Below are 13093 nucleotides of genomic sequence, written 5' to 3'. Positions count from 1 at the left end.
ATGCCTGATATTTCAACGCCCAACCTCGACTATAACGACATGGTTGAGGCATGGGATATTAATGATGCGCTGATGGGCGGCACGCTGGAAATGCGCCGGCAGGGCAAGAAGTATCTCCCGAAATGGCCGAACGAAGATCCTGAAAGTTATAAGGAGCGTTTGGCTTCGGCAACGTTACTCCCTGCTTATGAAGAGGCCATTAAACAAAACATCGGGCGAGTGTTTGCGGAGCCGACGGTATTGAGTGAGGATTCTCCTGAACAAATACAGGAGCTGTCGCCAGATATTGATATGGAAGGAAACCGGCTCGATGTCTGGGCACAGCAATTTTTCAGCATCGGATTCCAGTATGGTCTGGTACATGCGCTGGTGGATTTCCCGAAAATTGACCCGGAGGCAGTAAAAACTAAAGCCGACGAAAAAGCCGCGGGATCCCGCCCATATGCCACGATGCTTAATCCTCGCCAGGTCATCGGCTGGAAATCGAAAGTGGTTAAAGGGAAAGTGGTGCTGACCGATCTGCGTATCAGAGAGGTCATCATTATTGATGGCGACGATTACGGGCAAACAAAAGTTGAGCAAATACGCCATATCATGCCGGGTAAGGTTGAAATTTATCGCCGAAATAAAGGTGATAACGGCGAAAGCCAGTGGCAGATTCACGACGAGTGGGAAACCAGTCGCGATGACATTCCCTTGGTGACGCTTTACACGAAACGCACAGGCTTTATGCGCGGTTCACCGCCACTGCTTAATCTCGCCTTACTGAATATCAAGCACTGGCAGAGTCAGAGTGAGCAGGACAATATCCTGCATGTCGCTCGCGTGCCGTTGCTGGTGGCTTACGGTCTGGCTGATGGCGAAACGTTGACGATAGGTTCTTCCTCTGCGACTCGTTTCGATGACCGCCAGCGGCAGGGACTGGAATATGTCGAGCATACCGGGGCTGCGATTGAAGCCGGTAAGATTTCCCTTGAGGATCTGGAAAACCAGATGCGTCAGGCCGGCGCAAAACTGCTGCGCGCGGAAAACACATCGACTAAATCCTTAGAGCAGACTCACGAAGAGCGGATGCAGGAGAATTCACCTCTCTACACCATGGCAAGCTCGCTTGAGGATGCGCTCGATAATATCCTGCAGATTATGGCGGAATGGCTGGGTGAGAAAGAAGGCGGCAATGTCGATGTACGCACCGAACTGGATGTTTCAGCCCAGACGTTTGATGCCGCAGCTGCAACAGCTGTTCAGTCGCTCCGTCAGGGTGGTGATATACGTCAGGTCGATGCTGTTCGCGTTTTGCAGGCCCTCAAATTTATCGATCCGGACGCGAAGCCCGAAGAGGTAATCGACGAGTTGCGGAATCAGCAGGTCACGCTGGCCGGCGGACTGAGTAACCCGGGTGGTGCAAATGGCAACGGCGAATGACAAGCTTCAGGATGAATCGATAGCGCATGCGATATGGATAGCGCGGTACAGCACCAGCGTTGCAAACAGGATGATAAAAATCCTGAATGACAGCGATGCGGAACTGATAGCCAGATTGCTGGTGGCGATGGATAGCCTGGATGCTGACAGCTTTACCGTGTCGCGACTGGAAGCGCTGCTCGTTAGTGTCAGAGCTCTCAATCGCGAGGCTGTACAGTCAATGTACGCGGGGCTATCTGATGAGCTGCAGCAACTCGCTCAGCACGAAGCAGGCTTTCAGCTGAGCCTGTTCCAGTTTGCGATCCCCGATGATGTGCTATCGCTGCACCCGCTGGTGGGCATTTCACCGGATGCCGTTTACGCAACTGCGATGGCACAGCCGTTTCAGGGGCGCCTGCTTTCGGAGTGGGCAGATAACCTTGAAGCTGACAGGATGGCAAGAATATCCAATACAGTGCGGCAGGGTTTTCTCCTGGGCGATACGCATGAGCAAATCGCCAGAAAGGTTCGTGGTCATGCTAACCGTGGTTATCAGGATGGCGCGTTGCAGATGAGCCGCACCAATGCCGGCAGTATTGCAAAAACGGCTGTGGGCCATCTTGCTTCGACGGCCAGGAAAAGCTTCGCAGATGCGAACGATGACATTTTGAAGGGTAAGCAGTGGTTATCTACATTGGATAACCGGACATCAAAAGACTGTCGTATTCGCGATCGTCTCAAGTACACCCTGGATAACAAGCCTATCGGCCATAAGGTGCCGTATCTGCAGGGACCCGGGAAAATCCACTTTTGCTGTCGGAGCACCGAAACTTACATCCTGAAATCGTCCGAGGAATTGGGTATCAAAGTCGGCGAAATCAAGGACAGCTCGCGTGCCAGCATGGATGGACAGGTTCCGGCTGACACAAATTACCAGGACTGGTTCTCCCGGCAGTCGTTCACGCGACAAGCTGAGATTGTCGGAGAAACGCGCGCCAGGCTGATTCGTGATGGCGGCATGTCTCCCGATGAGTTCTACAACGACAGGGGCGAGTGGCTGACGCTTGACCAATTGAGCAGCCGCGACGCGCAGGCGTTTAAGGATGCCAGAGTGTGATAGAGTAAATTCGTGGTGAATGCAGGATGCTGACCTGCGCGCCAAAGCGTCCCGTGAGAAACGGGCAAGCCGGAAACCAGACTCACCTCGGTGAGTCCCCGCCGTTCTCAAGAATCAGAATGCCGTGGCAGCACCGGCCACCACACTTGCTTATGATCGCTCAGGAGACCTTTAGCATGAAGATTTTCTTAAAAGGTGGGCCTCGAGATGGTGAGTCCGTATCCCTTCACACGGATGACTACGGAGTGCCATTAGAACGAGTGCAATTTCCTCAGCCTGTTTCTGATGCATCCCCATTGTTTAATAACGGATTTGATGCCTGTGATCTCGAACAGGATATTCTGATATATACGCTAGAAAGGATAGTAATAGACGGGAAACTGCATCACTACGAATACCACTATCAAGGTCGCTAAGGCGGCCTTTTTTATTATCTAAATTTCACAACAGGCTGCCTCCGGGCGGCTTTTTTTATTGCCGTGATCCGGATGGTGAGCGGCGCAACGGTCGGATGGCCCACAAAAAGGTAACCACATGAAACTGAAAACAGTCGAAGTTAACGGCAAAAGCTATGCAGAAGTCGATTCCAGCGGTTTACCCGTCTACGTCCACGATGACGGCCAGGAAGTTGGGTTTGATGCTGTGCAGGCCGTTGGAAAAATCTCTTCTCTGAACGGTGAGGCGAAATCTCATCGTGAAGCCAAAGAAGCAGCTGAAGCCAGCCTGGCTAAGTTTGCCAAAATCGGTGATCCGGCTAAGGCGCTCGAAGCGCTGGAGATGATGACTAAAATCGACCGGAAAAAACTGATCGACGCAGGCGCGGTTGATCAGGTTAAAGCGGATATCACCAAATCCTTCCAGGCGCAGCTTGATGAAGCTACTCAGCGTGCGACGACTCTTGAAGGCCAGCTTTATCAGGAAATGATCGGCGGCCGTTTCTCTGGCTCGAAATTCATCGCAGATAAAGTGGCAATCCCGGCAGATATGCTTCAGGCGCGGTTCGGTCAGTCCTTCAAAGTCGAGGACGGGAAAGTCGTTGCCTATGACGGCTCCGGCAACAAAATTTATTCCCGCTCTAAACCGGGCGAGCTAGCGGCCTTTGATGAGGCGCTGGAGTTCCTGGTGGAGCAGTACCCACAGAAAGACCACATTCTGAAGGCCAGCGGCAACCAGGGAGGCGGCTCACGGCAGTCTCAGCATTCACTCGGGCAGAAAACGATGAAACGCGATGCGTTTACCAGTTTGAGTCCAACAGATCAGCAATCAACTCTCAAAGACGGTATCACCATCGTCGATTAATTCTTTGCCCGCCGCCGGATGGCTGCTGGTGCCAGAGCTGGATAGCTCAACCAACCCTATATTTTAATCTCCAAGGAATCTATACACATGGCTAATACGCTTACCGGGTTGATCCCGACTATCTTCACGGCTCTGGATACCGTATCTCGCGAACAGGTCGGTTTTATCCCGGCTGTATCGCGCAATGCTAAAGCTGATGCGGCGGCGAAAGACCAGACTGTTACTGCGCCGGTTGCGCCACCGGCAACCACTGTTGATATTACCCCGGGGGCTACTGCGCCAAATGACGGCGACCAAACGATCGGCACCGTTGATGTCAAAATCACCAAATCCAAAATGGCCCCGGTCAAATGGAACGGTGAGGAACAACTGGCGCTGGGGCCCGCAGGGACATACAACACCATCCTTGCCGATCAGTTTAAACAGGCTTTTCGCGCGCTGGCTAATGAGATGGATGCAGATCTCGCGGCTTTGTATTTCGCATCCTCTCGTGCTGTTGGTACGGCCGGCACCGCTCCTTTCGGAATTGCAGGTGATTTGTCGGATGCGGCAAATGCGCGCCAGGTTCTCTCTGACAATGGTTCGCCAACAACTGATCTGCAGATGGTTCTCGGTTCTTCGGCTATCGCAAACCTCCGCGGTAAACAGTCTGTTCTGTTCAAAGTAAACGAATCCGGTACTGATGCGCTTCTGCGCGAAGGTATCGTGGGGCGACTGGAAGGTTTCAATATCCACGAATCCGCACATGTTAAGAAACGCGCTGCATCTCCGGCTGCCGGATACCTGGTGAATGGAGCAAAAGCTGAAGGCGATATTCTGATTGCCATTGATACCGGCACAGGTGCTTTTGCAGCAGGTGACATCGTGACGTTTGACGGGGACAGCAATAAATACCTTGTTGCTGCTGCGACGGCCACAGCAATCACCCTGGCTGCTCCTGGCTTACGTCAGGCACTGGCCGACAACACCGCTATTACCGCTGGTGGCGCCTACACCGCAAACATGGCGTTTGATCGCAATGCATTCCTGCTTGCATCCCGAACCCCGGCAATGCCGCAGGGCGGCGATACAGCGGATGATGTGATGAACGTTACTGACCCGGTATCTGGCATCACTTATCAGGTAGCACTGTACCGCCAGTATCGCCAGGTGCGTTACGAAGTCGGTTTGTCCTGGGGCGTAGCGGCAGTTAAGTCGGCGCACTCAGCGTTGTTGCTGGGCTGATAAACAGGGGCTTCGGCCCCTTTTTTTAGTGGAGGGCTTATGGCCGGATTAACCAAAGAGCAGCGTGCTGAACGTGCTGCAGCAAAACTTGCGACCGCGCAGGTTGATGCCAATGCTCCTGAACAGCAGGAACAGCAGGAACAGCAGGAACAGCAGGAACAGCAGGAACAGCAGGAACAGCAGGAACAGCAGGAACAGCAGGAACAGCAGGAACAGCAGGAACAGCAGGAACAGCAGCTGGTGGCGATGATTACCGATTTCCCGGCATTCCCCGGCGGCCCCAATACCGCCAACGTTCACCCTGATGAAGTGGAGAACTGGAAGGCGCACGGCTGGAAAGAAATGGAGTGATGCATGATCACTTACATCACCGTTGAAGATGTCAATTCGATTCTCGGTGCCACCTGGACAGATGAAAGCAAAAAAGCCAAATCTGTGCTGATGGCTAATACCTGGATGAATGGACTTAACCTGAAAATGCCGTGCGATAAGGCAACTCACGAAATCATCATTCCTGACGATGTGAAGCAGGCTGGCGCCTATGCAGCGCTAGCGGCCTCGAATGGTGGCCTTTATCAGCAGAAAACCGATTCTGGTGTGTTGCTGAGTAAGACGGTAGATGCCGATGATGTCAGCGTTTCAAAGACCTTCGCGGAACTCGCTACCAACAGCTCGGCATTGCTTGATTCTGATCTGCAGCTGGCGCTTGCAATGCTAAAGCCCTATGGCGTTAGTCAGTCTCAGGTACGCCTGGTAAGGGGGTGATATGCAAAACACTGATGTGCATTATGCCGGTGACGGGCTCGGCCCTCGCGATGTGTTTGTGAATGGAAACCCGATCAATTATGTCGTTTACGCAAACCCGGCAAAGGACGTTGTTGAGTTTGCTCCGCTCCCGCTGCGGGTTAAGCGCAACGGCGAAATTTATACCCGCAAACTCCACGGTACTGTGATCGTTAAACCTCAGCAGCCTATTGGTGGGTGCAATGGGCATTCGTGACGAACTCCAAACTGAAGTCGCCGCAGCCTTCGATACAGACCTGCAGGATGCCGTTAAGGATTTCACTGGGTCATACACCGTTCGGGGTGCATGGGACCCGGTAACGGAAACCGGCACTGAAACACAGGTGACTTACTCGGGGCGCGGAGTGCTGGCGCGCTATAAGCTCCGCCGTATCGATGGCGTTAGTATTCTGCATGGTGATGTGAAGCTAACCGCCCTGGTTAACGAGGTGACTGATAAGCCGGCAGTCGGGCATATCATCATCGCACCGGATCCGATTACGGGTGAGCTTCAGCGGTACGAGGTCATCACCGCTTCTGCTGACTCTGCTGGCGCTGCGTACTCCATTCAACTGCGGAGGGCGTGATATGGCTAAGGGCTGGAACATTGACCCGGCGGCATTCGCCGGACTGGTGGCCGAAGATGTCAAACTACGCCAGCGGACAATCGCCATTCAACTGCTGAATGAAATCGTTCAGCGATCGCCTGTAGGTAACCCGGAGTTATGGGCCATAAACGCCACCGCGGTTCAGTACAACAAAGCGGTAGGTGAGTGGAACGAATCTCTTTATGCCGATCCCGCTAACCTGACCAAAACCGGAAGGCTCAGGAAGAAAGTCCGTGTTAATGACAGCATGGATATCAGGCGGCCGGCTGAGTATCGCGCAGGAACCTTCAGGGCATCGCATTTTGTCAGCATCGGCGAACCCGATCACTCCGTCCCGACCGAACCGGATCCGCGTGGAACAATGACGTTTCTTAATGGCAAAAATATCATTGACCAGGCGCCAGCCTACTCGGTGATTTACATCCAGTCGAACCTGCCTTACTCCGTGCCTCTGGAGAATGGTCACTCAACGCAGGCGCCAACAGGCGTCTATGCCGTCTCGTTTAATGGTGTGATTCAGGCCTACAAATGACCCTTACAGAAATCAGAAACGCTGTCATTTCCCGAATGGCGGCACAGACCGCTATTGCCTCTGATGCGGTGGATTATCCCAATGGTCCGGTATTTGACCCCAGTAACCGCGATATCTGGGCCCGCCTCACCAACATTGCAGGGCAGGCAGGCGCAACCGAGATCGGGAATGGGCCGATCGTGCACAGGACAGGTTTACTCATCATTCAGCTGTTTGTTCCGGTCGGCGCCGGGACGCTGCTTATCTCCCGGACGGCCGATCAGCTAACGGAGCTATTTGAGTTCAAGGACGACGGAAAACTGAGTTATTTCGCCGTTTCTGCTGTGCCGGCAGGCGAGACCGATGGCTGGTTACAGCTCAATCTTCAAATTCCTTATCGCGCTCTGTAGCGCACATAAAAACAGGAGGCTCCTGTGAGCTCAGGTGCAAAAGTAGTAGCCGCGTTTATTCGCGAGACAACGCCAGGAATCACGCCAACAGCAGGGGCGTGGAACCTGCTGCGTCGTTCTTCATTTGGTCTGAAACCAACGCAGAACACCAATGATAATGACGAAATCGCTGGTGACCGCATGGCGCAGGGCGTTTCACGTGGCACAGTGGATGTCGGCGGCGATGTCGGCACACGGTTTCGCTGGAATCAGCATGACGATTTTCTTGCCAGCTGTTTCGGTGCCGAATGGATAAATAACGTGCTGACGATGGGTAACGGTCGTATTACGTTCTCCGTGGCGACCTTTGCCAGTGATGTGGGGATTGCCCAGATTGCCCGCGGTTGCCAGGTTGGCACCTTCCAGATGGAAATCCCGGCCGATGGTGATATCACTGCAACCATTACGTTTGCAGGGCTGGACTGGGAGACGAAGGGGGACGATACCAGCTATTTCACCACGCCGGTGGATTTGGCGGGGGCGCTGCGTTACTCCTTTAAGGAGGTCACCAATATCCGGCTAAATGGTGTTGATGGCGGGACAGGCTTCTGCGTCGACACCTTCAACATCCAGTTCAACAACAATATGCAGACCCAGCGCTGCATCGGTACCGGTTCGGCATTCGCCGGCGCAAACATTCCGACAACCTTTACCCCGTCAGGTCAAATCACGCTGTCATGGTCAAAGGCTGCCTGGGAGGTTTACAAAAAAACGTTCACAGGCGAAACGGTGCCGCTTAGCTTCACGCTGGAGAATGCTGAAGGCGCCTATACCTTCGATTTCCCGGAAGTGCAGATCTCCGGCGACTGGCCGGATGCGGGGAGCACTGACATTGTTCAGGTTCAGCTGGATATCACCGCGGCCAATACTCCGCCAACTATTACCCGCGTTCCTGCCACTACTGGCGGTGGTGATTAACATTGGCCCTCTTTGGAGGGTTTTTTTATGGAGTTTTTATGCTGATTGTTACCCCGAAAATTGATTTAAATGGCGAGCGCTGGTTTTATCCTTACAAAAAGCCAGCAGGCAGCAAAAAGGAATTCTCGCCGGAGGAAGAATCGCTGTTCAAACTTCGCCTGCTGGTGGCCAGCAGCGAGAATCCGCAATATCGCTCACGTAACGCGCTGGTGCGCCGCCACATCGATAAGATGGACGCAGGTTATAAGGTGGGGACAACGGATTTTAATCTCGCCAGTGTGGACGATATCGACTCTGTTGATGACCTGCTGATCGATAACGCCGCTCGGTTCCTGCTGAAAGGCTGGGAGGGAGTAGGTCAGTTAGTCGACGGCATAGAGGTTGCACTCGACTATACCCCAGAGCTCGGGATCGCCATGCTGAAACAGTACCCTGATTTGTACTGGCGGGTACTGGCCGAGGCCGCAAGCATTGCTCAGGGTAAGGAGCAGCAGACTCAGGAAACCGTAAAAAAGCCATAGAGGCCCAAAAGTGGCTAAAGGAATTCGCCGGCGAACAGGGCGAGAAAGCAAAGTGGCGCAGGGAGAAACTAAATCTCCCGCCCATTCCAGAGCCTGAAATAGATGCAGTCACTGGGGAGATCCTCAACGCTTACGCTATGATATCGCGCGGCAGGAAGTATGCCGGCATGGCCGGCGTACCGCTCCCTCTATCCCTGAACGATATTGAGCGTTACCTGGCATCGCGCACCATCCTGATCGACCGCATTGAGTTTGACGCGGCGATACTGGCTCTCGATGATGCCTGGAGGGCTGAGTGGGCAGAAGCACTGAAACGTGCAGCGGATAAGAAAGGAAGTAACTGACCTACCATTAATAGTGGTCCATGCTCCTGAAAGTCGATGATAGGATGTTTCCGATTGCAATCAAAGGAAACATATAATGAAAAAAGTCATCGCTTTGGCGCTTGGAGCGCTGTTACTTTCTGGTTGTACAGTACGTGTTGCAGATTTGACTGTGGCAAGTACTAAAAATTACAACCTCAATGGGGGTAAGTTCTACAAAGGGAAACGTGTAATAGCAGAAGATAGCTATCCGGTTATCATCTTCCCTCTTGGCATCCCGAACGTTAAAACAGCCGCTGATCGAGCGATTGAAAAAGATCGCTGTGCAGTTGGTCTGTCTGACGTAGTTGTCACTCAACTTAACCACTCCTTCCTGTTCGGTAAGATTGGTCTGCGTGTTGAGGGTAATCTTGTGATTGACCGCAGCCTGCCGGGTTGTGAGAACGCAAGCTGATTGATAAAGCCACCATCGGGTGGCTTTTTAATTGATGGGGTAGACAAGTGAAGATTATTGGATACTTAGCGATTGTAATAGGGGTGATCTTTGCTGTATCGGCGCTATTTATGGATGTGACAGTAGCGACAAGCGGTGGCTATAGGTTAACAATCTTGGATTAATGTCATCGCGCCAAAATTACATGGTATTTGGAGGTTTCGTAGCCATCGCAGGTATCATTATTGCTCTGGTGGGAGATAAGCTAAAAGCGTCCGGAACTTCAGTCAAATGCCCTTACTGCGCAGAATTAATAAACTCCGAAGCGGTGAAGTGCAAGCATTGCGGGAGTGATGTAACTCCTTCGAAGATAATAGCTAACACTGACAATACTGGAGCTAGTGATAGGCTGGCTGATGTCAATGTAAAGTTAATCGCTGGAATTGCAATTACTGTCTTTGCGGTGATTATCGTAGCAATAATGTTTTACCGCCAATGAAGTAAAGACCCGACAGTTTCAAAAAGTTCCAACCTCGCTTTGGCGGGGTTTTTTATTGCCCGGAGAAAAGCACGTGACAGAACAAACCTCCCGCCTGGCCATTATTATTGACAGCTCTGGGGCAGAAAAGCAGGCTGACAATCTCGCAACTGCACTTGTAAAAATGACGCAGGCAGGTGAACGTGCTGCCACCAGTGCAGGGAAAGTGACAAAGGCTACTGATGAAGGAAAACAGTCTCTTTCTGAACTCTTAGATCGAATTGACCCGGTAAACGCAGCTCTGAATAAACTGGATAAACAACAGCAAGATCTTGCGAAATTCAAATCAAAGGGGATGCTAGATACCGATACATTTGAGCTTTATTCAAAGAAAATCGAGGAAACACGAAACAGGCTAACTGGATTTCGCGACGACCTTGGCAAAACCGGACAATCTGCCGCACAGACTGCCTTTGCCATGCGCATGATCCCGGCGCAGATGACTGACATTATCGTCGGCTTATCTACGGGTCAGTCGCCGTTTATGGTGCTTATGCAGCAGGGCGGGCAGTTGAAAGATATGTTCGGCGGTATTGGCCCCGCGATTAAAGGTGTTGGCGGGTATGTGCTGGGGTTGATTAATCCTGTCACTCTGGCTGCCGCGGCTGTCGGTGTTCTTGGGCTGGCCTATTACAAAGGCTCTCAGGAGCAGGACGAGTTCTATAAGTCATTGACCCTTAGCGGTAATCTGGTTGGTAAAACCACCGGGCAACTAGCAGATATTGCCGCTCGGGTTTCAGTAGTTGCCAACTCAACTACTGGCGTGACCGCAGCCACACTTAACCAGATAGTTTCATCCGGGAAAGTGGCTGCAGAGTCATTGGAACGAGTAACAACTGCCGTGGTTGAAATCAGTGAAGCCACAGGCATCGCCACTGAAAAGCTGGTGGGTGATTTCAACGACATTGCTGCTGACCCGGTTGCGGCCATTACCAAACTTAACGACCAGTACCACTTTCTGACACTGGCAACCTACAACCAGATTAAAGCACTACAGGATGAAGGTAATCAGCAGGATGCTGCACGGGTGGCTACTGATGCTTACGCCAATGCCATGCAGCAGCGTGCGAACGATATTCATCAGAATTTGGGTATTCTTGAAAGTGCATGGAAATCGCTGGGTAAAACGGCCAAAGGCGCCTGGGATGCGATGCTCAATATTGGGCGTGAACAAACACTAACGGATAAACTTGCCACCTTAAACGAAAATATTGCTGAAGCCCAAAGAGGGCAAAAAGATGGTGGGTTCTGGAACAGTTTTAGCGCGAGGTTTACCAACCTCCCAGAGATGATAAAACAGAGAGATTTGCTTGAATCAGTTGCCAATCTTCAGGGGGATGTAACCAAAGGACAGGCGAAGGCTAAGGAAGCCGAACAGCAAAGAATTAAAACGCAGCAGGAAGCAGATCGCGTTAACCAGCAATATCTGAGCAATGCGGATAAGCGCAATAAAGCTATTAAGCAGCAAAGCGAGTTCCTGAAGGCTGGTGCAATTACTGCAGAGCAATACGCAAAAAACGTCTCACGTATTAACGAGATGTATAAGGACCCAAAGGCACCTAAGCAAAAGGCCTATACAGAGGACGCAGCAACCCGGCTGCTTGATCAGATAAACCAGCAGACTGCTGCCATGCAGTCCCAGCTGGATGCCAGTGACAAGCTTAACAGCGCAACCCAGGCGCGGGTTAAGTTCGAACAGCAAATTGCTGACCTCAAGTCTAAAACGCAGCTCACAGCGGACCAGAAGTCGATTCTTTCCCGTTCAGATGAAATCCTCCAGGCGTATAAGCAGCAGGAGGCACTGCAAAATTCCGTAAAAATCCTGGACGATTATCGGAAGATGCAGGAACAGGTAAAGACGAAGGATGAGCGGACCAACGATCTGCTTAAAACCCGTCTTGAACTGCTGGAGAAGGCCAAAGCAACCGGGCAACTAAAACCCGGTGAATATGAAAAAACGCGGGCAGATATTTATCAAAACACCGATATGCAACTGCCCTCGACGGTTCGTAATGTTGTAGGAAACCTGACACCCACAGGAGGGCGACTCTCAGGAACTTTTGAGGGGATGCAGGGGCAAATCAACGAATATGACCAGGCTCAGCAAGAGCTCCAGCGCTGGCTGGCAGCTCAGGAGGAAGCTTATGCGAAGGCCGGTGAAATAACTGCCGAGGGTGAGGCCAGAATGACCTCTATTCGTCAACGTGCGGCGGATGCAAATCAGGTCATAGAGGCTCAGAAAAACACCATCATATCTGCGGCCACGCAGTCCTTGTTTGATAGCACCGCCGAAATCATGCGAACGGGGTTTGGTGAGCAATCGGCAATCTACAAGGTCGCTTTTGCTGCGAGCAAGGCATTCGCTATCGCGGACTCGATGGTGAAAATCCAGCAGGCTATAGCAAGCGGTGCAGTAAGCGCGCCTTATCCGGCCAACATCATCGCTATGGCCTCAATCGCTGCGCAGACTGCCAGTATCGTCTCAAATATCCAGGCTGTTTCAGGAGTTGGCTTCGCCTCCGGCGGTTACACCGGCCCCGGTGGTAAGTATCAGCCCGCGGGTATTGTTCACAAAGGTGAGTACGTCTTCGACCAGGCTTCAACGAACCGGATCGGCGTGTCTCAGCTTGAGGCACTTCGAAATGGCCAACCGCTTGATGCAACTCTGGGGCGTACAGGGTTTGGTACTGGTGTTCAGAACGTTAACAGCGATAACCGTAGGCAAACAACTGTACACGCGCCGATTAATCAGGAGTTTCATCTCCAGGGTATTACTCCGGAGCAGTTGAGCGCTACACTCAATCAGAATAATCGACTGCTTTCCAGGCAGTTAAAAGGTGAACTCACAAAGGAGGTTACCATGCCACAAGGGGCTTTTGGCAACGCTCTAAAAGGAAACTATACACGACACGGTCCTAGGTAAGCTAAACTGCATTAGCTGAGACTTGATTAGGTAGGTAAGTCT

General features: G+C 52.1%; 15 protein-coding genes and 1 pseudogene. All 16 read left to right on the top strand.

Annotation, left to right across the window (positions count from 1 at the left end; all coding sequences use genetic code 11):
- The 16 genes and pseudogenes from ACLH1U_RS09525 to ACLH1U_RS09450 all read left to right on the top strand — a co-directional run bounded on the left by ACLH1U_RS09525 (window position 1) and on the right by ACLH1U_RS09450 (window position 13051).
- Window positions 1–1425 carry a DUF4055 domain-containing protein gene (locus ACLH1U_RS09525; protein WP_110237556.1) on the top strand — a complete coding sequence of 475 codons (1425 nt, stop codon included), beginning with the start codon at window positions 1–3 and terminating at the stop codon, window positions 1423–1425.
- Window positions 1409–2521 (top strand): phage minor head protein, encoded by a 1113-nt coding sequence (locus ACLH1U_RS09520; RefSeq protein WP_411299216.1) that lies wholly within the window; start codon window positions 1409–1411, stop codon window positions 2519–2521. Before ACLH1U_RS09525 ends, ACLH1U_RS09520 begins: the two co-directional genes overlap by 17 nt.
- Before the next feature lie 534 nt (window positions 2522–3055).
- Window positions 3056–3820: a DUF6651 domain-containing protein gene (locus ACLH1U_RS09515; protein ID WP_110237558.1), complete on the top strand. Its 765-nt coding sequence runs from the start codon at window positions 3056–3058 to the stop codon at window positions 3818–3820.
- Between the two features lie 87 nt (window positions 3821–3907).
- Window positions 3908–5044, top strand: coding sequence for a P22 phage major capsid protein family protein (locus ACLH1U_RS09510; protein ID WP_004184463.1), 1137 nt, complete (start codon window positions 3908–3910; stop codon window positions 5042–5044).
- A gap of 39 nt (window positions 5045–5083) precedes the next feature.
- Complete coding sequence (locus tag ACLH1U_RS09505) at window positions 5084–5395, top strand: hypothetical protein (RefSeq protein WP_411299215.1); 312 nt, start codon at window positions 5084–5086, stop codon at window positions 5393–5395.
- 3 nt (window positions 5396–5398) lie between these two features.
- Entirely contained in the window at window positions 5399–5809 is a 411-nt protein-coding gene (locus ACLH1U_RS09500) for a hypothetical protein (protein WP_040146365.1), read from the top strand.
- Between the two features lies 1 nt (window position 5810).
- Window positions 5811–6044: a hypothetical protein gene (locus ACLH1U_RS09495; protein WP_110237560.1), complete on the top strand. Its 234-nt coding sequence runs from the start codon at window positions 5811–5813 to the stop codon at window positions 6042–6044.
- Window positions 6031–6414, top strand: a complete 384-nt coding sequence (locus tag ACLH1U_RS09490) for a glutamate 5-kinase (RefSeq protein WP_110237561.1) — start codon at window positions 6031–6033, stop codon at window positions 6412–6414. The genes ACLH1U_RS09495 and ACLH1U_RS09490 overlap by 14 nt, the downstream gene beginning before the upstream one ends.
- 1 nt (window position 6415) lies before the next feature.
- Window positions 6416–6967 (top strand): hypothetical protein, encoded by a 552-nt coding sequence (locus ACLH1U_RS09485; RefSeq protein ID WP_012967909.1) that lies wholly within the window; start codon window positions 6416–6418, stop codon window positions 6965–6967.
- On the top strand, window positions 6964–7356 hold the full coding sequence (locus ACLH1U_RS09480) for a phage tail terminator-like protein (protein WP_110237562.1): 393 nt from the start codon (window positions 6964–6966) through the stop codon (window positions 7354–7356). The genes ACLH1U_RS09485 and ACLH1U_RS09480 overlap by 4 nt, the downstream gene beginning before the upstream one ends.
- Before the next feature lie 24 nt (window positions 7357–7380).
- Entirely contained in the window at window positions 7381–8313 is a 933-nt protein-coding gene (locus tag ACLH1U_RS09475) for a phage tail tube protein (protein WP_110237563.1), read from the top strand.
- Between the two features lie 38 nt (window positions 8314–8351).
- On the top strand, window positions 8352–8834 hold the full coding sequence (locus ACLH1U_RS09470) for a hypothetical protein (RefSeq protein WP_110237564.1): 483 nt from the start codon (window positions 8352–8354) through the stop codon (window positions 8832–8834).
- Window positions 8835–9001: 167 nt separating this feature from the next.
- A complete protein-coding gene (locus ACLH1U_RS09465) occupies window positions 9002–9178 on the top strand; it encodes a hypothetical protein (RefSeq protein WP_110237565.1) in 177 nt (58 codons plus the stop codon).
- A 76-nt stretch (window positions 9179–9254) separates the two neighbouring features.
- Window positions 9255–9611 carry a hypothetical protein gene (locus ACLH1U_RS09460; RefSeq protein WP_110237566.1) on the top strand — a complete coding sequence of 119 codons (357 nt, stop codon included), beginning with the start codon at window positions 9255–9257 and terminating at the stop codon, window positions 9609–9611.
- 208 nt (window positions 9612–9819) lie between these two features.
- Window positions 9820–9978, top strand: a pseudogene (locus tag ACLH1U_RS09455) (zinc ribbon domain-containing protein); the annotation flags it as partial.
- Window positions 9979–10162: 184 nt separating this feature from the next.
- A complete protein-coding gene (locus ACLH1U_RS09450) occupies window positions 10163–13051 on the top strand; it encodes a phage tail length tape measure family protein (RefSeq protein WP_110237567.1) in 2889 nt (962 codons plus the stop codon).
- The last annotated feature ends 42 nt before the right edge of the window (window positions 13052–13093 follow it).

The organism is Klebsiella sp. 1SOBk5mer (assembly GCF_046603115.1).
GTDB classification, from domain to species: domain Bacteria; phylum Pseudomonadota; class Gammaproteobacteria; order Enterobacterales; family Enterobacteriaceae; genus Klebsiella; species Klebsiella quasipneumoniae.
The sequence above is the reverse complement of the archived record's forward strand: the minus strand, read 5'-3'. Positions and strand labels throughout refer to the sequence as shown.

What these genes read in the sequence shown, in the direction of transcription:
- ACLH1U_RS09485 (WP_012967909.1), top strand. Translation starts at nt 6,416, where the DNA reads ATGGCTAAGGGCTGGAACATTGACCCGGCGGCATTCGCCGGACTGGTG.
- ACLH1U_RS09495 (WP_110237560.1), top strand. Translation starts at nt 5,811, where the DNA reads ATGCAAAACACTGATGTGCATTATGCCGGTGACGGGCTCGGCCCTCGC.
- ACLH1U_RS09505 (WP_411299215.1), top strand. Translation starts at nt 5,084, where the DNA reads ATGGCCGGATTAACCAAAGAGCAGCGTGCTGAACGTGCTGCAGCAAAA.
- ACLH1U_RS09515 (WP_110237558.1), top strand. Translation starts at nt 3,056, where the DNA reads ATGAAACTGAAAACAGTCGAAGTTAACGGCAAAAGCTATGCAGAAGTC.
- ACLH1U_RS09520 (WP_411299216.1), top strand. Translation starts at nt 1,409, where the DNA reads ATGGCAACGGCGAATGACAAGCTTCAGGATGAATCGATAGCGCATGCG.
- ACLH1U_RS09465 (WP_110237565.1), top strand. Translation starts at nt 9,002, where the DNA reads ATGGCCGGCGTACCGCTCCCTCTATCCCTGAACGATATTGAGCGTTAC.
- ACLH1U_RS09510 (WP_004184463.1), top strand. Translation starts at nt 3,908, where the DNA reads ATGGCTAATACGCTTACCGGGTTGATCCCGACTATCTTCACGGCTCTG.
- ACLH1U_RS09500 (WP_040146365.1), top strand. Translation starts at nt 5,399, where the DNA reads ATGATCACTTACATCACCGTTGAAGATGTCAATTCGATTCTCGGTGCC.
- ACLH1U_RS09470 (WP_110237564.1), top strand. Translation starts at nt 8,352, where the DNA reads ATGCTGATTGTTACCCCGAAAATTGATTTAAATGGCGAGCGCTGGTTT.
- ACLH1U_RS09460 (WP_110237566.1), top strand. Translation starts at nt 9,255, where the DNA reads ATGAAAAAAGTCATCGCTTTGGCGCTTGGAGCGCTGTTACTTTCTGGT.
- ACLH1U_RS09525 (WP_110237556.1), top strand. Translation starts at nt 1, where the DNA reads ATGCCTGATATTTCAACGCCCAACCTCGACTATAACGACATGGTTGAG.
- ACLH1U_RS09480 (WP_110237562.1), top strand. Translation starts at nt 6,964, where the DNA reads ATGACCCTTACAGAAATCAGAAACGCTGTCATTTCCCGAATGGCGGCA.
- ACLH1U_RS09490 (WP_110237561.1), top strand. Translation starts at nt 6,031, where the DNA reads ATGGGCATTCGTGACGAACTCCAAACTGAAGTCGCCGCAGCCTTCGAT.